This window comes from Exiguobacterium sp. s56, assembly GCF_018618255.1.
Lineage (GTDB): Bacteria > Bacillota > Bacilli > Exiguobacteriales > Exiguobacteriaceae > Exiguobacterium > Exiguobacterium chiriqhucha.
Window position 1 is genome coordinate 55,084 of sequence record NZ_JACSLR010000006.1, and the last position, 19,890, is coordinate 74,973.

General features: G+C 51.7%; 19 protein-coding genes and 1 other RNA gene. All 20 read left to right on the top strand.

Annotation, left to right across the window (positions count from 1 at the left end; all coding sequences use genetic code 11):
* Position 1 precedes the first annotated feature (1 nt).
* The 20 genes from KNP71_RS07645 to KNP71_RS07740 all read left to right on the top strand — a co-directional run bounded on the left by KNP71_RS07645 (position 2) and on the right by KNP71_RS07740 (position 19,811).
* Positions 2-259 carry a glutaredoxin family protein gene (locus KNP71_RS07645; protein WP_021065444.1) on the top strand — a complete coding sequence of 86 codons (258 nt, stop codon included), beginning with the start codon at positions 2-4 and terminating at the stop codon, positions 257-259.
* 109 nt (positions 260-368) lie between these two features.
* On the top strand, positions 369-1,397 hold the full coding sequence (locus KNP71_RS07650) for a sugar-binding transcriptional regulator (RefSeq protein ID WP_021065445.1): 1,029 nt from the start codon (positions 369-371) through the stop codon (positions 1,395-1,397).
* A gap of 59 nt (positions 1,398-1,456) precedes the next feature.
* Complete coding sequence (gene gap / locus KNP71_RS07655) at positions 1,457-2,464, top strand: type I glyceraldehyde-3-phosphate dehydrogenase (protein WP_021065446.1); 1,008 nt, start codon at positions 1,457-1,459, stop codon at positions 2,462-2,464.
* A gap of 98 nt (positions 2,465-2,562) precedes the next feature.
* Positions 2,563-3,747: a phosphoglycerate kinase gene (locus KNP71_RS07660; protein ID WP_131472331.1), complete on the top strand. Its 1,185-nt coding sequence runs from the start codon at positions 2,563-2,565 to the stop codon at positions 3,745-3,747.
* Between the two features lie 18 nt (positions 3,748-3,765).
* Positions 3,766-4,518 carry a triose-phosphate isomerase gene (gene tpiA / locus KNP71_RS07665; protein ID WP_021065448.1) on the top strand — a complete coding sequence of 251 codons (753 nt, stop codon included), beginning with the start codon at positions 3,766-3,768 and terminating at the stop codon, positions 4,516-4,518.
* Positions 4,519-6,057 (top strand): 2,3-bisphosphoglycerate-independent phosphoglycerate mutase, encoded by a 1,539-nt coding sequence (gene gpmI / locus KNP71_RS07670; RefSeq protein ID WP_131472333.1) that lies wholly within the window; start codon positions 4,519-4,521, stop codon positions 6,055-6,057.
* A gap of 37 nt (positions 6,058-6,094) precedes the next feature.
* Complete coding sequence (gene eno, locus KNP71_RS07675) at positions 6,095-7,387, top strand: phosphopyruvate hydratase (protein WP_021065450.1); 1,293 nt, start codon at positions 6,095-6,097, stop codon at positions 7,385-7,387.
* Between the two features lie 382 nt (positions 7,388-7,769).
* Positions 7,770-8,567 carry a phosphotransferase enzyme family protein gene (locus tag KNP71_RS07680; RefSeq protein WP_214830419.1) on the top strand — a complete coding sequence of 266 codons (798 nt, stop codon included), beginning with the start codon at positions 7,770-7,772 and terminating at the stop codon, positions 8,565-8,567.
* A 255-nt stretch (positions 8,568-8,822) separates the two neighbouring features.
* Positions 8,823-9,704, top strand: a complete 882-nt coding sequence (gene galU / locus KNP71_RS07685) for a UTP--glucose-1-phosphate uridylyltransferase GalU (RefSeq protein WP_021065453.1) — start codon at positions 8,823-8,825, stop codon at positions 9,702-9,704.
* A gap of 21 nt (positions 9,705-9,725) precedes the next feature.
* Positions 9,726-10,934 carry a glycosyltransferase family 4 protein gene (locus KNP71_RS07690; protein WP_251132781.1) on the top strand — a complete coding sequence of 403 codons (1,209 nt, stop codon included), beginning with the start codon at positions 9,726-9,728 and terminating at the stop codon, positions 10,932-10,934.
* Positions 10,931-12,271, top strand: a complete 1,341-nt coding sequence (locus KNP71_RS07695) for a glycosyltransferase (protein ID WP_214830424.1) — start codon at positions 10,931-10,933, stop codon at positions 12,269-12,271. The genes KNP71_RS07690 and KNP71_RS07695 overlap by 4 nt, the downstream gene beginning before the upstream one ends.
* 55 nt (positions 12,272-12,326) lie before the next feature.
* Positions 12,327-13,214 (top strand): YitT family protein, encoded by an 888-nt coding sequence (locus KNP71_RS07700; protein WP_251132777.1) that lies wholly within the window; start codon positions 12,327-12,329, stop codon positions 13,212-13,214.
* Between the two features lie 73 nt (positions 13,215-13,287).
* Positions 13,288-13,512, top strand: a complete 225-nt coding sequence (secG, locus tag KNP71_RS07705) for a preprotein translocase subunit SecG (RefSeq protein WP_012726902.1) — start codon at positions 13,288-13,290, stop codon at positions 13,510-13,512.
* Between the two features lie 102 nt (positions 13,513-13,614).
* Positions 13,615-14,355 carry an alpha/beta hydrolase gene (locus KNP71_RS07710; RefSeq protein WP_138859079.1) on the top strand — a complete coding sequence of 247 codons (741 nt, stop codon included), beginning with the start codon at positions 13,615-13,617 and terminating at the stop codon, positions 14,353-14,355.
* Positions 14,356-14,371: 16 nt separating this feature from the next.
* Positions 14,372-16,774 (top strand): ribonuclease R, encoded by a 2,403-nt coding sequence (gene rnr, locus KNP71_RS07715; RefSeq protein WP_214756736.1) that lies wholly within the window; start codon positions 14,372-14,374, stop codon positions 16,772-16,774.
* 49 nt (positions 16,775-16,823) lie between these two features.
* The gene (smpB, locus tag KNP71_RS07720) at positions 16,824-17,294 is read left to right on the top strand and encodes an SsrA-binding protein SmpB (RefSeq protein WP_029595066.1); all 471 of its coding nucleotides are present in this window, start codon (positions 16,824-16,826) and stop codon (positions 17,292-17,294) included.
* A gap of 49 nt (positions 17,295-17,343) precedes the next feature.
* Positions 17,344-17,699: a transfer-messenger RNA gene (ssrA, locus tag KNP71_RS07725) on the top strand.
* 127 nt (positions 17,700-17,826) lie between these two features.
* The gene (locus KNP71_RS07730) at positions 17,827-17,982 is read left to right on the top strand and encodes a hypothetical protein (protein ID WP_029595067.1); all 156 of its coding nucleotides are present in this window, start codon (positions 17,827-17,829) and stop codon (positions 17,980-17,982) included.
* A gap of 189 nt (positions 17,983-18,171) precedes the next feature.
* A complete protein-coding gene (locus KNP71_RS07735; protein WP_214756734.1) occupies positions 18,172-18,780 on the top strand; it encodes a hypothetical protein in 609 nt (202 codons plus the stop codon).
* 71 nt (positions 18,781-18,851) lie between these two features.
* Positions 18,852-19,811, top strand: coding sequence for an HNH endonuclease signature motif containing protein (locus KNP71_RS07740; protein WP_029595069.1), 960 nt, complete (start codon positions 18,852-18,854; stop codon positions 19,809-19,811).
* Positions 19,812-19,890: the final 79 nt, after the last annotated feature.

Sequence of the window (19,890 nt, forward strand, 5' to 3'; positions counted from 1 at the left end):
CATGGTCCTGACGTTATACCGCCGCGCCAACTGTTCGCTCTGCGAGGAGGCACTCGTCATGCTCGAATGGCTCATGGAAGACTATCCGTTCGAGCTCGAGCAGATCGACATCACCGGCAACGAAGAACTTGAGGCGAAGTACTTGTTTGAGATCCCTGTCGTCTTACACGAGGGGCGTGTCATTAGTCAAGGTCGATACGATGACAGTAAAGTTGAAGATTTTGTTAAGTATACGCTTACATCGAAAAAAAACGTTTGAAGGGGTTGCAAGACGGAAAGGTGATTGATAAGATGAAGTCGTAGCGGTGGGACGCAAATATAAAAGTGGGACGAAAATTGTCCATGCTTTAAGTCGAGGGGGAATGAGTATGATCCAGCAGCTGATTCAAGTTCAGAAGCAAATCGTTCCCGACATGCTCGATACGCTCCGACATCGTTACGATATCTTACATTATGTCCGTTTGATGCAGCCGATCGGCCGCAGGACATTGGCCACAAGCCTCGGGCTGACGGAACGAATCCTAAGACGAGAAGTCGACTTCTTGAAAGACCAAGGTCTATTGATGGTCGCTACTCAAGGTATTTCCCTTACGGAATCGGGCCGAAACGTTCTCCGGGACTTGCACGAGGTCATGGGAGAGATCCTAGGCATCTCGGAAGTCGCACGAGAACTCGAGCGCAAACTAGGCGTTCGCCAAGTCGTCATCGTACCGGGTGATTCCGACGAGACGTTCTGGGTCCAGCGAGATATCGGTCGGGCCGCCGTCACGCAACTGAAAGCGCGACTGGCACCGGACGACAATATCATCGCGGTCACAGGCGGGACGACGATGGCATCGGTTGCGGCCATGATGTCGCCCGATAAAAAAGAACGGCCGATGCATTTCGTGCCAGCACGCGGCGGACTCGGAGAAACGCTCGAGTTACAGGCGAACACCGTCTGTTCTCGGATGGCCGACCGGGCCCATGCCGACTATCATTTACTCCACATTCCGGACGAGGTATCGCAAGAGACGTTCGAGCGGATGGTGGAGGAACCTAGCATTAAAAATGTACTGGAAATGATTAGAGCGGCGCGAATTGTGGTACATGGAATTGGTGAGGCGGAAACGATGGCGAAACGCCGTCATGCGTCACCAGAGCATTTGCGGATGATCGAACGGCACGATGCCGTCGCCGAAGCGTTCGGATATTATTTCAACGCGGAAGGTGAAATCGTGCACCGGGTCAAGACGGTCGGGATTCAATTGGAGGAGCTCGACGACATGGACACCGTCATCGCTGTCGCCGGAGGAAAGTCGAAGGCACAGGCGATCGCCGCATATGCGAAACACACGCCGAACATCATCCTCGTCACAGACGAAGGTGCGGCGACAGAATTATTAACTCGTTATTAAAGAGTTGACCCCCGTTGGCTCTTCAATAAATAGCTTCTACCCTAAGGAGGAAATTAACTATGGCAGTAAAAGTTGGTATTAACGGATTTGGACGTATTGGTCGTTTGGCATTCCGCGAGATCATCAAAAACGAAGGAATCGAAGTTGTTGCAATCAACGACTTGACTGACACGAAGATGCTTGCTCACCTTCTCAAGTACGACACGACTCAAGGTCGTTTCGACGGAGACGTTGAAGTACACGACGATCACTTCCTCGTAAACGGCGAGAAAGTCATCACACTTGCTAACCGTAACCCAGAAGAACTTCCATGGGGCGAGCTCGGTGTTGACATCGTACTCGAATGTACTGGATTCTTCACAGACAAAGAAAAAGCGGAGCTTCACTTGAAAGCTGGCGCGAAAAAAGTTGTCATCTCGGCTCCAGCTACAGGTGATATGAAGACTGTCGTTTATAACACAAACCACGACATCCTCGATGGTACAGAGACAGTAATCTCTGGTGCTTCATGTACGACAAACTGCTTGGCGCCAATGGCTAAAGTTCTCCAAGACCAGTTCGGAATCATCGAAGGTCTTATGACAACAATCCACGCTTACACAGGCGACCAAAACACGCTTGACGCTCCACACCCGAAAGGCGACTTCCGTCGTGCGCGTGCGGCAGCAGCTAACATCGTACCGAACACAACTGGTGCGGCTAAAGCAATCGGCCTCGTTATCCCAGAACTTCAAGGTAAACTTGACGGTGCGGCACAACGTGTACCAGTTGCTACAGGTTCACTCACAGAGCTCGTAACAGTTCTTGAGAAAACTGTATCTGTTGACGAAATCAACGCAGCAATGAAAGCAGCAGCGAACGAGTCTTACGGTTACACTGAAGACGAAATCGTATCTTCTGACATCGTCGGAATCACTTACGGTTCACTCTTCGATGCAACACAAACTAAAGTAATGACAGTTGGCGACAAGCAACTCGTTAAGACAGTTTCTTGGTACGACAACGAAATGTCTTACACTGCACAATTGGTTCGCACACTCAAGCACTTCGCTGAAATCGCGAAGTAAGTTCGTGAACTAAATAGAATCAAATAGGAGCGGAAACAAGAGATTGTTCTCCGCTCTATTTATGAAATTGACACGCACGACATATGGAGGCGAAGGTTATGAACAAACAGTCTATTCGTGACATCGATGTAAAAGGGAAACGCGTCTTTTGCCGCGTTGACTTCAACGTTCCACTCAAAGATGGCGTCATTCAAGATGAAACGCGGATTCAAGCGGCACTTCCAACGATCAAGCACTTGATCGACGGCGGCGCGAAAGTCATTTTGGCGAGCCACCTCGGCCGTCCAAAAGGCGAGAAGAACCTCGAGTTCTCACTCGCACCGGTCGCTACACGTCTCGCTGAACTTCTCGGCAAAGAAGTACCCCTCGTCGAAGAGGCGTACGGTCCAGTCGCAGAAGAAGCCGTTTCAAAACTTGGTGAAGGTGACGTCGTCGTTCTCGAGAACGTCCGTTTCTACCCTGGTGAAACGAAAAACGATCCAGAACTCGCGAAAGGTTTCGCGGCACTCGCTGATATCTTCGTCAACGACGCGTTCGGTGCGGCTCACCGTGCCCACGCTTCGACAGAAGGCATCGCGCACCACGTCGACCACGCGGTTGCTGGTTTCTTGATGGAGAAAGAACTTGAAGTCCTCGGCAAGGCACTCTCGAATCCAGACCGTCCGTTCACGGCGATTATCGGCGGATCGAAAGTTGCTGACAAGATTGGGGTCATCGACCACCTTCTTGACATCGTTGACACACTCATCATCGGTGGCGGTCTCTCGTACACGTTCTCGAAAGCACTCGGGCACGAAGTCGGAACGTCACTCCTTGAAGAAGACAAGCTCGACCTCGCTCGTCAATTCATGAAAAAAGCAGAAGACAAAGGCGTGAAGTTCTTGATGCCGGTCGACTGTGTCATTGCGAAAGAATTCGGCGAAGAGACATACGTCGGACCAGTCGATATCGACTCGATCCCTGCGGATCACATGGGTCTTGATATCGGACCGAAGACAGTCGAAATTTACGCGGAAGCGATTCGCGAATCGAAACTTGTCGTTTGGAACGGACCGATGGGCGTATTCGAACTCGATAAGTACGCTAACGGAACGAAAGGTGTCGCTCAAGCACTCGCAGACAGCGACGCATACTCAATCATCGGTGGTGGTGACTCAGCCGCGGCAGCAGCCAAGTTCGGCCTTGCTGACCAAATGAGCCACATCTCGACTGGTGGCGGCGCTTCACTCGAATTCATGGAAGGCAAGAAACTTCCAGGCGTCGAAGCGTTGAACGACAAGTAAAACAGAGGAGGGTTATCGATGCGTAAACCGATTATTGCAGGTAACTGGAAAATGAACAAAACACTCTCGGAAGCCGTCGCTTTCGTAGAGGAAGTTAAAAACAATATCCCGTCAACGGACAAAGTTGACGCGGCGATTGGTGCACCAGCAGTATTCTTGGCCCCAATGGTAGAAGCGGCTAAAGGATCGAACTTGAAACTCAGTGCACAAAACATGTACGACAAAGACAGCGGGGCATACACAGGCGAAATCAGCCCGGCCATGGTCGCTGACCTCGGCGTGACATATGTCATCCTTGGACACTCAGAGCGTCGCGAATACTTCGGCGAATCAGATGCATTCATCAACAGCAAAACGAAAAAAGCGTTCGAACACGGTCTTACGCCAATCGTTTGTGTCGGTGAGACATTGGAAGAGCGCGAAGGCGGCAAGTTCGAAGAAGTCATCAAGACGCAAGTCGAAGGTGGCCTCGCGGACCTCTCAGCTGACCAAGTCAAACAACTCGTCATCGCGTATGAGCCAGTTTGGGCAATCGGCACTGGTAAATCAGCGGACGAAGCAGATGCGCAAAGCTCATGCAAATATGTTCGTGACGTGGTAAAAGGTCTTTACGGTGAAGACGTGGCGGCTGCGGTTCGCATCCAATACGGCGGTTCTGTAAAACCTGAGAACATCAAGGAGTATATGGCACAAGAAGACATCGACGGCGCACTCGTCGGCGGTGCTTCACTTGAAGCTGCTTCGTTCCTCAAGTTGTTGGAGGCGATTTAAATGGCAAGACCAGTCGCCCTCATCATCTTGGATGGTTTTGGAATGCGGAACGAGACGTTCGGTAATGCGGTCGCTGCGGCGAACAAACCGAACTTCGACCGCTTCTGGGAGCAGTATCCACATACGCTCTTGAACGCGAAAGGCGAGTACGTCGGCCTTCCGGAAGGTCAGATGGGGAACTCGGAAGTCGGTCACTTGAACATCGGTGCCGGCCGGGTCGTCTATCAGTCACTTTCACGCGTCAACAACGCCATCAAAGACCGTTCACTCTTCGACCGCCAAGCGATGAATCACTTGGCCGGACATGTGAAAAAGTATGATTCGAGCCTCCACATCATGGGCCTCGTCTCAGACGGTGGGATTCACTCTCACATCAACCACATGTACGCCATCGTCGAGTTCGCAAAACTCCACGGCATTGAAAAAGTTTACATTCACGCTTTCACGGACGGCCGTGACTGTGATCCGAAATCAGGCGCTGGCTTCCTCGAACAGACGGAAGCGAAGCTCGCTGAACTCGGACTCGGTCAAGTCGCTAGCGTGTCTGGACGTTACTATGCCATGGACCGCGACAACCGTTGGGAACGCGTCGAGAAAGTATACGACGTGCTCGTCAACGCGAAAGGCGAAGTCGGCACGAATGCAGTCGACGTTCTTAAACAGTCGTATGCAGACGGCTTGACGGATGAATTCGTCTTACCGACGGTCATCGAAAAAGACGGTCAGCCGATTGCGACGATTAAAGACAACGACGCAATCATGTTCTTCAACTTCCGTCCGGACCGGGCGATCGAACTTGCGAAAGTGTTCAAAGAGAAGACCGGCTTCAAAGGCTTCGAACTTTCGAGCGCACATCCAGAGAACATCTTGCTCGTCTCGATGACGAAATTCTCGGATGAAATCGACACGGATATCGTCTTCCCACCAGAAGATTTGAAAAACACGCTCGGTGAGACTCTCGCCGCGCAAGGGTACAAACAGCTCCGCGCTGCGGAAACTGAGAAATACCCGCACGTCACGTTCTTCTTGAACGGACAACAAGAAACACCGTTCGAAGGTGAAGATCGTTTCCTCGTACCGTCACCAAAAGTGGCGACGTACGACTTGAAGCCGGAAATGAGCGCATACGAGCTCACGGAAGGTCTTCTCGAACGCATCGAATCGGACACGTATGACGCGTATATCATCAACTACGCGAACCCGGACATGGTCGGCCATTCCGGTATGCTCGAACCGACGAAGAAAGCTGTCGAAGTTGTCGACGAATGCCTCGGTAAAGTAGTGGACGCACTCATTGCCAAAGGCGGCGCGGCGATCATCACGGCGGACCACGGGAACGCTGACCTTGTCACGAACCCGGACGGCTCACCGATGACAGCCCACACGACGGAACCAGTACCATGTATCGTCACGAAAGAAGGGGTGGAACTGAAACCAGTTCTAGAAGGCGCTTTGTGCGACCTCGCCCCGACGCTCCTTCACCTTCTCGGTGGAGAGCAACCGGCAGAAATGACCGGCACATCAATCGTCACGAAGTAACTCAAATAACTTTCCAAACAAAAAGGAGCGAATTTTCATGTCAATGATTACAGAAATTTACGCACGCGAGATTTTGGATTCACGCGGTAACCCAACAATCGAAGTAGAAGTCTTCACAGAAGACGGCGGTTTCGGCCGTGCCCTCGTCCCATCAGGCGCATCAACTGGTGAGCACGAAGCAGTTGAACTCCGTGATGGCGACAAGTCACGTTACCTTGGTAAAGGCGTACTCAAAGCCGTTGCTAACGTAAACGACACAATCGCACCAGAACTCATCGGCTACGATGTATTCGACCAAAACGCACTCGATAAGAAAATGATCGAGCTCGACGGTACGAAAAACAAAGGTAAACTCGGCGCAAACGCAATCCTTGGTGTCTCTATGGCAGCAGCACACGCAGCAGCAGACGAGCTCGGCCTTCCACTTTACACGTACCTCGGTGGATTCAACGCGAAGACGCTTCCAACTCCAATGATGAACATCATCAACGGTGGTTCGCACGCTGACAACAACGTTGACTTCCAAGAGTTCATGATCATGCCTGTTGGCGCGCCAACGTTCCGCGAAGCACTCCGCATGGGTGCAGAAGTATTCCACGCCCTCAAATCAGTTCTTTCTGGTATGGGTCTTAACACAGCTGTCGGTGACGAAGGTGGTTTCGCACCAAACCTTAAGTCTAACGAAGAAGCGATCACAGTTATCCTTGAAGCGATCGAAAAAGCTGGTTACAAAGCTGGCGAAGACATCTACCTCGCAATGGACGTTGCGTCTTCTGAGTTCTACGACAAGTCAACTGGCAAGTACGAACTCGCTGGCGAAGGCAAGTCAATGACAACTGCTGAGCTCGTAGACTTCTACGCTGAGCTCGTAAGCAAGTACCCAATCATCTCAATCGAAGACGGTTGCGACGAAAACGACTGGGACGGCTTCAAATTGCTCACTGACAAAATCGGTGACAAAGTTCAGCTCGTTGGGGATGACCTCTTCGTAACGAACACTGAGAAATTGGCTGAAGGTATCGAAAAAGGAATCTCGAACTCGATCCTCATCAAAGTTAACCAAATCGGTACGCTCACAGAAACATTCGACGCGATCGAAATGGCTAAAAAAGCTGGTTACACAGCTGTTATCTCACACCGTTCTGGTGAAACAGAAGATGCGACGATCGCGGACATCGCTGTTGCGACAAACGCTGGTCAAATCAAAACTGGTTCGCTCTCGCGTACAGACCGTATCGCGAAGTACAACCAACTTCTCCGCATCGAAGACATGCTCGGCGATGTAGCGAAATACGACGGTATCAAGTCGTTCTACAACCTCAAAAAATAATTGATTGTTTCAGGTCCGCTCGTGCGGGCCTGTTTTTTTTTGTTGGTGGATCAGACGTTCATCAGACGGTGGGACGCTTTCCTGGGGTGATGCGGATGCCTCCGCAGCGCATGCGCGCTTTACGGGGTCATCCTTGCATCACTCTCCCCAAGGAGTCGCCCACCGTCTGATTCAGTCGCGCGCCAATCTATCGTCTTGCAGGATTCGACAATGGGTGTATGTATATTCCGAGATTCGCCTGTCCGCGCGGCAGCGATGCTTTCTGCAGGGAATCTACAGTGCCGCTTGGACGGGGCGCGAACGCTCTGTGTCGAGCTTCCTCGTCATCGACACCCCGTGTTGCTGTATACTGAACGTGACTGATGAAGAATGGGGGGATTGGATGGACCAATCACATGAACAAGAAAAAAGGTTGAGTGGCGGGAACGTGTCGACCGTCTATAAAAAGGGGAATCATGTCTATCGTACGTTGAAAGACGGCAGTGAACACGTCCATCGATTGTTAACGCACTTAGAGGCGAAGGGGATATCGGGCGTTCCGCGATTTGTCGGGGTGGATGGTCAGGGCCGGGAGATTTTGACGTATCTCGAAGGGGAGACGGCCGATTATCCGTTGAAAGCCTATATGTGGTCCGATGAGGCGATTCAGGATGCCGCTCGGCTGATGCGCCGGCTGCATGACGCGACCTTGGATGTCGAGTGGCCGTCTGACTGGCAACCGCTCGACCATACGCCAGCACCGTTTGAAGTGATTTGCCACAACGACTTCGCCGTCTACAATACGATTTTCCATGACGGGAAAGTGGCAGGGGTCATCGACTTTGATTTGGCGGCGCCCGGACCACGAGCCTGGGATATCGTTTATGCCCTTTATACGTTCGTTCCGCTCAGCCGGCGTCATCAAGCCGAGTCGGGTGAGGTCGTTCACTATGAGGCGGAGCGCGATGATGGGACGTACAAACGACGAGTCGCGCTCTTCTTGAAAGCATACGGCTGGGAAGGGTCGACAACAGAGTTACTGACGATGTTGCTGTTACGAATCGATGCGCTCTGTCGATTGATGAAACGGAGAGCTTCGGAAGGGGATGCGGCGTTCCAACACATGATCGATGAAGGGCACTATGACCATTATCAAGAAGAGTACCGGTTCATCGAGGTGCACGGACGGAAGTGGTTCTAAGAAAGGTTTGAGACGAACGCTTGTCGAGTGCTCATTCCGGGAATAGACTAGTGTAGGTAAAAGGAGGCGTTCGTCATGATGATCAGCGGTTTTCTCCTTCTTCTCATCGCGCTCGGTGTCGGCGGTTGGTTCCTGTACAAGTATATGGACGACCGGAAATGGTCGTGACGTATGTCACGGCCGTTTTTTTGTGTGCGTGAACGCTAGGAAATTGGGTATAATCATCAGATACAGCATAAAAAAGGAGAGACGTCCATGACACGCGTACGGAAAGCCATCATCCCGGCCGCCGGGCTCGGCACCCGCTTCTTGCCGGCGACGAAAGCGATGCCGAAAGAGATGCTCCCGATCGTCAACAAACCGACGATCCAATTTATCGTGGAAGAAGCCGTCGCTTCCGGCATCGAGGACATCATCATCGTGACCGGGAAGAACAAGCGCGCCATCGAGGACCATTTCGACCGGGCCATCGAACTCGAACAGAACCTCGAGTCAAAAGGCAAGACCGAACTCCTCGAGTCGGTGCGCCACTCATCGAACCTCGCCAATATCCACTACATACGGCAACAAGAGCCGAAAGGGCTCGGTCACGCGATTTGGTGTGCCCGCAAGTTCATCGGCGACGAACCGTTCGCCGTCCTGCTCGGGGACGATATCATCGAGGCGGACGTGCCGGCGACGAAGCAATTGATTGACCAGTACGAGCAGTATGAGCGTTCGATTATCGGGGTACAGCGCGTCCCGTATGAAATGACGAATCGATATGGTATAATTGACCCGCTTGCCGTCGAAGGGAAGCTGATCCCGGTCCGGACGTTCGTTGAGAAACCGGCCGTCGGAGAAGCCCCATCGAACCTCGCCATCCTCGGCCGCTACATTTTGACGCCGGACGTCTTCGAGGCGTTGTCGGCGCAAGAAATCGGGACGGGCGGCGAGATCCAACTGACGGACGCCATCGCCCGCTTGAACGAGGTGGAGACCGTCTTCGCCTATGAATTTGACGGGCGTCGCTATGACGTTGGGGAACCGATCGGCTTCATCGAAGCGACGATTGCCCATGCGCTCTGCGACCCAGATTTAAAAGCCAACGTCCACACGCTCTTGAAGCGCTTCGTGGACGAACTCGAACAACAGTAAGGTGTGTTATTTTTGAAAACAATGTTAATGGTCTGTCAAAACTATTATCCGGAAATCGGCAGTGCCGGTAACCGGATGCAAAATATTACGCATCTCATGAAAGAACGCGGTTACGAGGTGGAGGTCATCACGGCCGCCCCGTCGTATCCGAACTTCAACTTGTATAAAGACGACCGCTTCTGGAACGATAAGGCGCTCAACAACCAGCCGTTCATCAAGCGTCTCATCACGAAGAAACGCAAGCATACGTCGAACATGGTGAGCCGGCTCGCTTTGTTTTTGGAACAGATGATTAAAGGCGTCGCTGCCGTCCAAAAGCTCGACTCGAAACCGGATGTCGTCTTTGCGACGACCCCGTCTTTTTTTATGGCGTTCGTCGGTGTGTATGCGAAACGGAAGTATGGCGTGCCGTTCATCTTGGACGTCCGTGACCTCTGGCCGGAGTCGGTGAAAGGCGTCGGCGTGTTCAAACATGACTGGATGCTCGCCCCGGCGTTTTGGTTTGAGAAGCGGCTGTATAAGGCGGCCGATGAAATCATCATCAACTCGGAAGGGTTCCGTAGCTATTTGCGTCAACGTGGTGTCGACAACGAGATGATTCATTACATGCCGAACTCGATTCGTGAGAGCGAGCGCAACCTCGAGCGGACCGTCCCTGAGGACGACCGGATGGAGATTCTGTACGCCGGGAACATGGGCCTCGCCCAAGATGTATCGCTCTTGCTCGAGCTTGCGGAGCGGTTCCGTGACGAGCCGCGCGTCCATTTCAAATTGATTGGCTACGGATACCGGAAGAACGAGTTGAAAGACATGATTAAAGCCCGCGGTTTCAAGAACTTCCTCTTCCTCGAGGCGATGCCTCGGACGGAGGCGTTCCAAGCCATCAAGAACGCGGACGTCGCGTTCGTCAGCTTGATTGAGCAAGAAGTGTTCGATACGGTCATCCCGGGCAAATTGATTGATTATATGGCGGTCGGTAAACCGATCGTCGCGGCGGTGTCAGGCCATGCGGCGAATGTCATCGAAGCGGCCGAGGTCGGTTACGTGTCACGGAAGCGCGACATCAACGAGATCGAGCTCATGCTCCGGAAACTGCTCGAACGTCCCGACTTGCGCGAGAAGTACGGCGTGAACGGAATCCGTTATGTGAAAGACAATCTGTGTTGGGAAAACAATATACACGTCCTCGAAGGCGTGGTAGAAAAAGTAACGATGGAGGAAACACGATGAAGTCAGTATGTATGTTTGTATGGAACCATTTTACGAATGATGCGCGCGTCTTGCGCGAATGCTCGGCACTCGCCGAGGCGGGCTATGAAGTCGATTTGATCGCGCTCCAAGACCCGAAAAATCCGTCGCTCCCGAAAGAAGAGATGCGTCCGGAAGGCTTCCGCGTCATCCGCGTCAAACGGCAGCCGTCGATTCTCGCCAACGGGATGAAGGCGCTCAAAACGGCCCGCACATGGGTCAGCGCGAAGAAGACGCGTCAACTCGGGGCCGGACTCGTCGGCGCGGGACTGCTCGTCCTCGCACCACTGACGATGATCGGACTCGGTGCGGCAGCGGGTGCGATTTTGTTCCCACCGGTGCGTAAAAACATCGTCAACGCGAGCGCGATGCTCGAGATGGTGTTCACTTCGACGAAGAAGTCGTACGATTTCTATCACGCCAACGACTTGAACACGCTCCCGCAGGCGTTGATTGCCGGGAAACTCGTCAACAAAGGCAAAATCGTCTACGATTCGCATGAAGTCCAGACGGACCGGACCGGTTACGGCTACATCCAAAGTAACCTCGAAGGCTGGCTCTTGCCGTACGTCGACTCGATGATGGTCGAGAACCACACGCGCGCGGCGCACAACGAGGAACTCTACGGCTTCTATCCGTACGTGCTCCACAACTATCCGTTCTATCGTCCGCTCGACTTCACGCTCCGCAAAGACTTGCATGAGCTCCTCGAGCTTCCGAAAGAGGAAAAGATCCTCTTGTATCAAGGCGGCATCCAAGCCGGCCGCGGACTCGAGCAACTCATCCTCGCCGTCAAGGACTTCAACGAAGGCACGCTCGTCATGATCGGGGACGGGAAACTGAAGCCGGTGATCAAACAGATGATCGAGGACGAGGGCGTCAGAGACCGCGTCAAGATGATTGACAAAGTACCGGTCGAGGCGTTACCGTACTATACGATGAACGCGTATCTCGGTTTCCAAGTGTTGAACAACGTCTGCTTCAACCACTACTCGGCGTCATCGAACAAGCTGTTCGAATATTTGATGGCCGAAGTACCGGTCGTGTCATGTGACTTCCCGGAAATCGAACGGGTCGTCGCCGGCAACGACGTCGGTGTCGTCGTCGATTCGCACGACCCACAATCAATCGCCGAAGGCGTCAACCGCCTGCTCGACGACCAAGCACTCTACGCCCGTGTCAAAGAAAACACGAAGACGGCGCGTGAGCAATATAACTGGGATTTGGAAAAAGAGGCACTCTTGAACGTCTACACGAACGTCGTGGACCGCAAGTTGCCGATTATGAAAGACGGTGCGCCAAAGCCAGTTCAACAGTAAGACTTAGACTGCGGCTTTGTGCCGCGGTCTTTTTTATATGGAAGGGGGACAACCAATGAAACGTCAACAACAACATCTATTGCGTCAACAAGTCTGGAAGAAACTCCAATCGATTTCCTTGAAGGATATCGCCTGGATCGTCGCCGGCTCATTCATTCTCGCGTTCGGGGTAAACTACTTCACCGTCCCAAACGACTTCTCGGAAGGCGGCCTACTCGGGGTCACCATCATCCTGTATTACATGTTCGGCTGGGACCTCGGGGTCACGTCGATTATCGGGAACGGGATTTTATTCATCGTCGGTTATAAGCTGCTCGACCGCCGGACGATGGTCTATTCGGTCGTCGCTGTCATCGCGACGTCGTTCTTCCTCAGCTTGACCCACGACTGGGGCAGCCCAGCCGAGGACAAACTGCTCGCGGCCGTGTACGCCGGAATCATGATCGGGGTCGGCATCGGCATGGTGCTCCGCGTCGGCGGGACGACCGGGGGCGGGGTCATCATCGCCCGGCTCATGGAGCGCTATTTGCATATGAGCGTCGCCGTGTCGATGTTCATCATCGATGCCATCGTCGTCGGGGCGTCAGGCTTCATCCTCGGGGAGCAAGTCGTGCTCTATACGTTGATCGCCATCATCATCGGCTCGTGGGTCATCGACCTCGTCGCAGAAGGGCTCAACATCCGCAAGGCCGTCACGATCATCAGCGACAAGCAAGAAGAGCTCGCTGTCGTGTTGACGGAGACGCTCGGCCGCTCGGCGACGATTATTCACGGTCACGGCTACTATACGAAGCAAGATAAGAACATGCTCTATATGATCGTCGACAAGCGCCAAGTAGGTCCACTCAAGAAAATCGTCGAAGTGACAGACCCACGTGCCTTCGTCGTCATTCACCAAGTGAAAGAGGTCATCGGGGAAGGGTTCAGCTACCCGTCCCGATAATTTGAAAGCTGGTGTTTTGACGCCAACTTCTATATAATAAGAAGCGTGTAAAAAGAAGGAGGAACTGACTACTATGCAAACGATCGCTACAATCAGCCTACTCGTCGTGGCTGTTTTATTGATTGTCGTCGTACTGCTCATGTCAGGTCGGTCGCAAGGTCTTGGGGCGATTGCAGGTGGCGCGGAGCAGTTGTTCGGCCGCCAGAAAGCGCGCGGCTTCGACGCTGTTTTGAACCGAACTGCAGCTGTACTAGGCACATTGTTTTTCATTTTAGGATTACTAGTCGCATCACTATGATGAAAGGCTGATCGTTCTCGATTTTCACGTGAGGCGGTCGGCTTTTGTTTTTTTCAATTATTTTTTGGGAATAATGGATTGTATGAGGAGATGACGTTAGCAATGAAGATTACAGCACCGAAACCGTTCTTCTTTGAAGGCGGACCACGTGCCGTGTTGATGTTACATGGCTTTACCGGATCGAGCGCGGATGTCCGCATGCTCGGTCGTTTCCTGCAAAAAGAAGGCTATACGTGTATGGGTCCCCAGTACCGGGGCCATGCCGTCCCGCCGGAAGAATTGCTTCAGTACGGACCGGCGGACTGGTGGGAGGACGTCTTGAACGCCTATCAGTCGTTGAAAGAGAAAGGCTATGAGGAGATTGCCGTCTGTGGCCTCTCGCTCGGCGGCGTCATGTCGCTTCGCCTCGCTTCACAGGAGAACGTCAAAGGCGTCATCCCGATGTGCGCCCCGACTGGAATCGATGCCGAGGATCGGTTATACAAAGGAGTCAAAGCCTACGCTCGAGAATATAAATCTCGAGAAGACAAATCACCTGAACAGATCGAACAGGAGATGGCGGACTTCAAACCGATGCCGACGCTCAAAGATCTCCGTGCCTTCGTCCGTGACACGACGACAAAACTCGAAGATATTTTTGTCCCGGCGCTCGTCGTCCAAGGGGCGAAAGATCAAATGGTCGATCCTGAATCTGCACACGAAATTTACGAGGCGATTAACGCGTTCCAAAAAGAACTGCTCATGTATGAGGAGTCGGGACACGTGATCACGCTCGATAAAGAAAAAGAGAAACTGCACCAGGACGTGCTCGATTTTCTCGAAACGTTAGACTGGTCAGTTTGAAAAAGGAGGTGTCACGTTGAATTTACGTGACCAACTACTAGAAATTATCCAAGCCAGTGATAAAGCACTGACAGTGGACCAGTTGACTGAGCGTCTTGCGCTCGAGTCGACGGATGCCTTTAAAGAACTCATCCGCACCTTGAACACCCTCGAAGAAGAGGGCTTAATCGGCCGCACACGGACGAACCGTTACGGGACGCTCGCCGTGCTCGGCCAAGCAGCGGGAATCATCTCGATTCACCAACGCGGCTTCGGCTTCTTATCGGTCGAAGGCGAGACGGAGGACGTGTTCCTTCCGCCCGACCAATTGAAAGACGTCTACCACGGGGACACGATCCTCGTCAAAAAACGCGAGGACAACCGCGGCAAGACCGAGGGCGTGCTCCTCAAAGTCTTGAAGCGCGGCTTGTCAGAGTTCGTCGGGACGTATACGCTCCCGAGCGGACGCCTCGACCAGTTCGCCTTCATCGAGCCGGATGACAAGCGCATCAACTTCTGGCCGGTCGTCAACCCGGACAAATCGCTCGGTGCCGTCGATGGCCATAAAGTCGTCGTTCGCATCACGAAATATCCGGACGGACGTTTCGCCGGAGCGTGTGACGTCGTCCGCATCATCGGACACAAGAACGACCCAGGCGTCGACATCTTGTCGATCGTCTATAAGCACGGCATCCCGACGGAGTTCCCGGAAGATGTCATCGACCAGGCGAACGCCGTGCCGGACGAGGCCGACGAGAAAGACTTCATGGGCCGTGTCGACCTTCGTAACGAGACGATCTTCACGATTGACGGCGAAGACGCGAAAGACTTGGACGATGCCGTCCACGTCAAGAAACTCGACAACGGCAACTATGAGCTCGGCGTCCATATCGCCGACGTGTCACACTACGTGACGGAAGGGTCACCGCTCGACGTCGAAGCGTTCGAACGGGGGACGAGTGTGTATCTCGTCGACCGCGTCATCCCGATGTTGCCGCACCGTCTCTCGAACGGAATCTGTTCGCTCAACCCGCACGTCAACCGTTTGACGCTCAGCTGTGTCATGGAGATTTCCCCGCAAAACGGGAAGGTCGTCAACCATGAGCTGTTCCCGAGTGTCATCAAGACGACGGAGCGGATGACGTATACGAACGTCCGTGAAATCATCGAACGCGATGACGAAGCGACGCTCGAACGGTACGAGCCGTACATCCCGTTGTTCGACCTGATGGCCGAACTCGCGGAAGTGCTCCGCACGCGCCGTAACTCGCGTGGTGCCATCAACTTCGATTTCGCCGAAGCGAAAGTCGTCGTCGATGAGGAAGGCAAACCAGCCGACATCGTCTTGCGTCCACGCTCGGTCGCCGAGAAGTTGATTGAGGAGTTCATGCTCGCGGCCAACGAGACGGTCGCCGAACACTTCCACAAGATGGACGTGCCGTTCATCTATCGTGTCCACGATAACCCGAAACCGGACAAGCTCGATTTCTTCTTCGATTTCGTCGCGAACTTCGGCGTGCATATCGAACGGTTCAAAGGCCAGAAGGTCGAACCGAAGACCCTTCAGAAGATTTTGAAGGCGATCTCGGGCGAACCGGAAGAGCCGGTCATCAGCACGATCATGCTCCGTTCAATGCAACAGGCGAAGTACGATGACGTCTCGCTCGGTCACTTCGGCCTCGCGACCGACTTCTATACGCACTTCACCTCGCCGATCCGTCGATACCCGGACTTGATCGTCCACCGTCTCATGCGCACGTACGTTTTCAACGGTGATGTGTCTGAGAAGACGATCGCCAAGTATGAGGACCGTCTCGACTCGATCGCCGAACAGGCTTCGAAACGCGAGCGTCGTTCGGTCGATGCCGAACGCGAGACGCAATCCTTGAAGAAAGCCGAGTACATGGAATCACGTCTCGGTGAAGAGTTCGACGGCGTCGTCAGCGGTGTCACGAACTTCGGAATGTTCATCGAGCTCCCGAACACGATTGAAGGACTCGTTCGTCTCCAGTCGATGGATGACTACTACCACTTCGACGAGTCGCAGCTCATGTTGCTCGGCGAGCGGACGAAACGTCAGTTCCGCATTGGTGACGCGGTGCGCGTCAAGGTCGACGCCGTCAACTTGGACGAGCGCACGATCGACTTCACCGTCGTCGGCATGCCGAAACGGGAACAGTCGCGCCGTCGCCAACCGACGACGATTAAAGCGACGGAAGGTCGTCCAAAGAAAGACGACAAAAAAGGCCGCGGCCGTGACGACAAACGTCCGAAGCGCGGCAAGCCGGGTAAACCAGGGAAACCAGGTCAAGCCGGCAAACCGTCCAAACCAGGCGAGAAGCCGAAGACGTCGCAAGGACGCTCGGCACTCGACTTGAAGAAGAAAGACGGTCAAAAACGAACAGGCGACGCCAAACGCGGAGCGAAGAAGCGTCGTTGATGGGAGGGGGCGACCCCTCCTCCATATTGAAGTAAAGGACTGAATGTCTATGGCCAAGAAGAAAGATTCGAACGCGCTCGCGCAAAACCGAAAAGCGTCCTTCGATTATGCGATTGAAGATACGATTGAAGCCGGCATGGTGTTGACGGGGACCGAGATTAAATCGGTGCGGCAGTCAAAAATCAATATCGCCGACGCGTATGTCCGCTTTGACGGTGGCGAGGCGACACTTCATAACTGTCATATCAGCCCGTTCGAGCAAGGGAACCGGTTCAACCATGAGCCGCTTCGTGTCCGAAAGCTATTGTTGCATAAGAAGCAAATCAATCAGCTCATCGGCGCGCAAGGCCGTGACGGGTATACGATCATCCCGCTCAAAGTGTATCTGAAGAACGGCTTCGCCAAATGTCTCCTCGGCATCGGGCGCGGGAAGAAGAAGTATGACAAGCGCGACGACTTGAAGAAGAAAGATGCGAAGCGCGATGTCGACCGGGCACTCCGGGACCGGCAAAAATACTGACAGCGAGACCTGATTGTGGTATAGTTGTTGTAGTACCAATTACCACCTCGGGGACGTTATGGATTCGACGGGGGTAGGTCGGTCGTATGTGGCGTGTCGAGGGGTCGGCCTCGTTAAAACGCAAACGCCTATAACTGGCAAAACTAACACACAACTCGCAGCAGCCTAAGTGCCCTGCGGATCCTGACATCCATCGCTTGTGTGGATGATTATCAGGGTCTCAAACTAAGCAAGCTACGCTTCAACCTCGCCGTCTGAGGGCGCGAAGAAGAGATGAACCAGACTGGATGCGACAACGCCTGTTTATCGGCAGTGTCACATTGAGATTCAATAGATAAACTACACACGTAGAAGCATGCGTTACGATGCCTTCGGACGCGGGTTCGACTCCCGCCGTCTCCATTTTTAAGCAGTCTGCAACGACTGCAATCAATGATTTTTAATGAAGACCTTCTAATTTCATTGAGATTAGAAGGTCTTTTGATTTTTATGGAACAACTCAATCACAATGAAATGAAAGCAGGTGAATCAAATGGGAAAATATCAATTAGATACGAAAAGTAAAGTGGCTGCTGCCAAGTATCAAGATGGCAAAAAACCAGCTATTTCGAATAAAAAAGATAAAATCAATCAGATTCGAGAAGCATATTTGCAGAAGCAACAAGAGAAGAAAGAAGCTGGGGAATGATCAGGAAACATTATAGCAAAAGGATTATTGAGTGTTTGCTCAATAATCCTTTCTTTGTGAATGGACAACACCATTATTTGGACTTTTAAACGGAATCAAAGGATTGAATATTGCTTTGTTGAATATATACTATGAGCTGTTTTTGAAAAAACGTCACGAGAATATATAACCATCATAGGAGGAATCCTCATGTCAAAAAAATCTACGGAATTAATTATCAATGGAGTCAAGAAGTATGGTCCAACAGTCGGAAAACTAGTTCTTGAACATAAAAAAGAAATTGTTGGAGCAATTGGTGCACTAGGTGTAACGGAACGACTCAAAAAGCGTACGGATAAAAAATCGAGTCCTAAAGAACCGAAAGACAAAATCATGCATCCTAGAAAGAAACGATATCAGTATTTGTTAACTGATGTTATCCCTGCGTTGGACACTCGAAACCGAGCTGAGCTGTTCCAATATAAGTTGGAAGTTGAACAATATATTCAACAAATTAAGCATAAGCAAGAACAAGACAGCATCATCAAAAAACATATTCATGAGAGTCGTGTAAAAGAGTGGTCTGCAATTCTCTTTCAAATTGTGAGCCAGATGACTGTAAAAGATTATATGGAGTATCTAAAGCTCTTTAACAATCCTGATTATCAAAGTGAGTACTTTAAAGACTTTGAAGGAGATGTTGAGAAATTTAAAAAGCTAAATACTGTCGAACAGTATGATACGTTAGTCCATTATATCCATGAAAAAACAAATATCGATATAGAACAAATCAAAAAAGAGTTTTCGGCTCCTGTTTGATTCACCTTGATCCGTTCTTGTTCCTCATTCGTTATAATCGATGATGTAACGAATGAGTGGGGGTGAGGTCATTGGGGTGGGATTTAAGTGTTGCTGAGGCAAAAAACGTCTACTTAACAGAAACTGACTTATGGCGCTATACACAACAATTTTTAATGAATGCGACACATACGACGACGTACAAGCATATGCTTATGAAGGCGTTGCTCGAATGCACGACCGAACTAAGTGATTCCGGTGTAGTGACGTTCCAGCAAATTTCAAGACACGTGACGAAGATGTATTGGAATTTGATTGTGAAACACGGATTGCGACAAGTGAATCAACTTGAGAAATTGAGCTCGGTCGAAAAAACGATGCTCACGTTTCAAGCGACACATGAAATTCCGTCCACTTGGAACTTTGATCGTCTGCCGGTTCAGCAGCAACAACAATTGATTCGAAACGTGAATCAGTTCTATAAGAAGTACGTGTACGGATCGTTCTATACCTCGTTCGAGGGAACCGTCTATTCATTCAATCGGAAAGAAGAGTGGGTCAAACTTGTGCCGAGCTACGTCATCTTTTTTGAGAAATATAAACGGGTCTTGATGAATGTTACGAATTATCAACTCGCCGTCTTTCTGGAAAAATACAATACACGCGAAGCGATGGAGCGAATCTTGAACAAAATCGAATTCGTCTCGGCTCGTCAATCGCTCGACGAGTTCAAACAAATTTTGCTGAGCCATGGTCATTCCGTCTGTTTTTATTGTATGAAGCCGCTCAAACAGATCCATGTCGACCATTTTATCCCGTGGTCTTACATACAGAATGATGTTCTATGGAATTTTGTCCTCGCTTGTCCGACTTGTAATACGAGCAAGAACAATCGGATGGCGAAGATTGATTATCTTTACGCTCTTCTGGAACGAAATCATGAGTTGCGCGTGGCAGAACAGATGGAGACATACAAAGAAACGAAATTGATTCACCTGTATGACTATGCGGTGCAGAATGGGTTTGAAGCCAATTGGGCACCGAGGGCATAGGTTTGTGGGATAGGTGATGTTCAAAAATTCGGGACCTTAGAAAACTAGAAACTCATTACCCTTAAAACTATACCTTTGA

What these genes read in the sequence shown, in the direction of transcription:
- KNP71_RS07645 (WP_021065444.1), top strand. Translation starts at nt 2, where the DNA reads ATGGTCCTGACGTTATACCGCCGCGCCAACTGTTCGCTCTGCGAGGAG.
- KNP71_RS07650 (WP_021065445.1), top strand. Translation starts at nt 369, where the DNA reads ATGATCCAGCAGCTGATTCAAGTTCAGAAGCAAATCGTTCCCGACATG.
- gap (WP_021065446.1), top strand. Translation starts at nt 1,457, where the DNA reads ATGGCAGTAAAAGTTGGTATTAACGGATTTGGACGTATTGGTCGTTTG.
- KNP71_RS07660 (WP_131472331.1), top strand. Translation starts at nt 2,563, where the DNA reads ATGAACAAACAGTCTATTCGTGACATCGATGTAAAAGGGAAACGCGTC.
- tpiA (WP_021065448.1), top strand. Translation starts at nt 3,766, where the DNA reads ATGCGTAAACCGATTATTGCAGGTAACTGGAAAATGAACAAAACACTC.
- gpmI (WP_131472333.1), top strand. Translation starts at nt 4,519, where the DNA reads ATGGCAAGACCAGTCGCCCTCATCATCTTGGATGGTTTTGGAATGCGG.
- eno (WP_021065450.1), top strand. Translation starts at nt 6,095, where the DNA reads ATGTCAATGATTACAGAAATTTACGCACGCGAGATTTTGGATTCACGC.
- KNP71_RS07680 (WP_214830419.1), top strand. Translation starts at nt 7,770, where the DNA reads ATGGACCAATCACATGAACAAGAAAAAAGGTTGAGTGGCGGGAACGTG.
- galU (WP_021065453.1), top strand. Translation starts at nt 8,823, where the DNA reads ATGACACGCGTACGGAAAGCCATCATCCCGGCCGCCGGGCTCGGCACC.
- KNP71_RS07690 (WP_251132781.1), top strand. Translation starts at nt 9,726, where the DNA reads ATGTTAATGGTCTGTCAAAACTATTATCCGGAAATCGGCAGTGCCGGT.
- KNP71_RS07695 (WP_214830424.1), top strand. Translation starts at nt 10,931, where the DNA reads ATGAAGTCAGTATGTATGTTTGTATGGAACCATTTTACGAATGATGCG.
- KNP71_RS07700 (WP_251132777.1), top strand. Translation starts at nt 12,327, where the DNA reads ATGAAACGTCAACAACAACATCTATTGCGTCAACAAGTCTGGAAGAAA.
- secG (WP_012726902.1), top strand. Translation starts at nt 13,288, where the DNA reads ATGCAAACGATCGCTACAATCAGCCTACTCGTCGTGGCTGTTTTATTG.
- KNP71_RS07710 (WP_138859079.1), top strand. Translation starts at nt 13,615, where the DNA reads ATGAAGATTACAGCACCGAAACCGTTCTTCTTTGAAGGCGGACCACGT.
- smpB (WP_029595066.1), top strand. Translation starts at nt 16,824, where the DNA reads ATGGCCAAGAAGAAAGATTCGAACGCGCTCGCGCAAAACCGAAAAGCG.
- KNP71_RS07730 (WP_029595067.1), top strand. Translation starts at nt 17,827, where the DNA reads ATGGGAAAATATCAATTAGATACGAAAAGTAAAGTGGCTGCTGCCAAG.
- KNP71_RS07735 (WP_214756734.1), top strand. Translation starts at nt 18,172, where the DNA reads ATGTCAAAAAAATCTACGGAATTAATTATCAATGGAGTCAAGAAGTAT.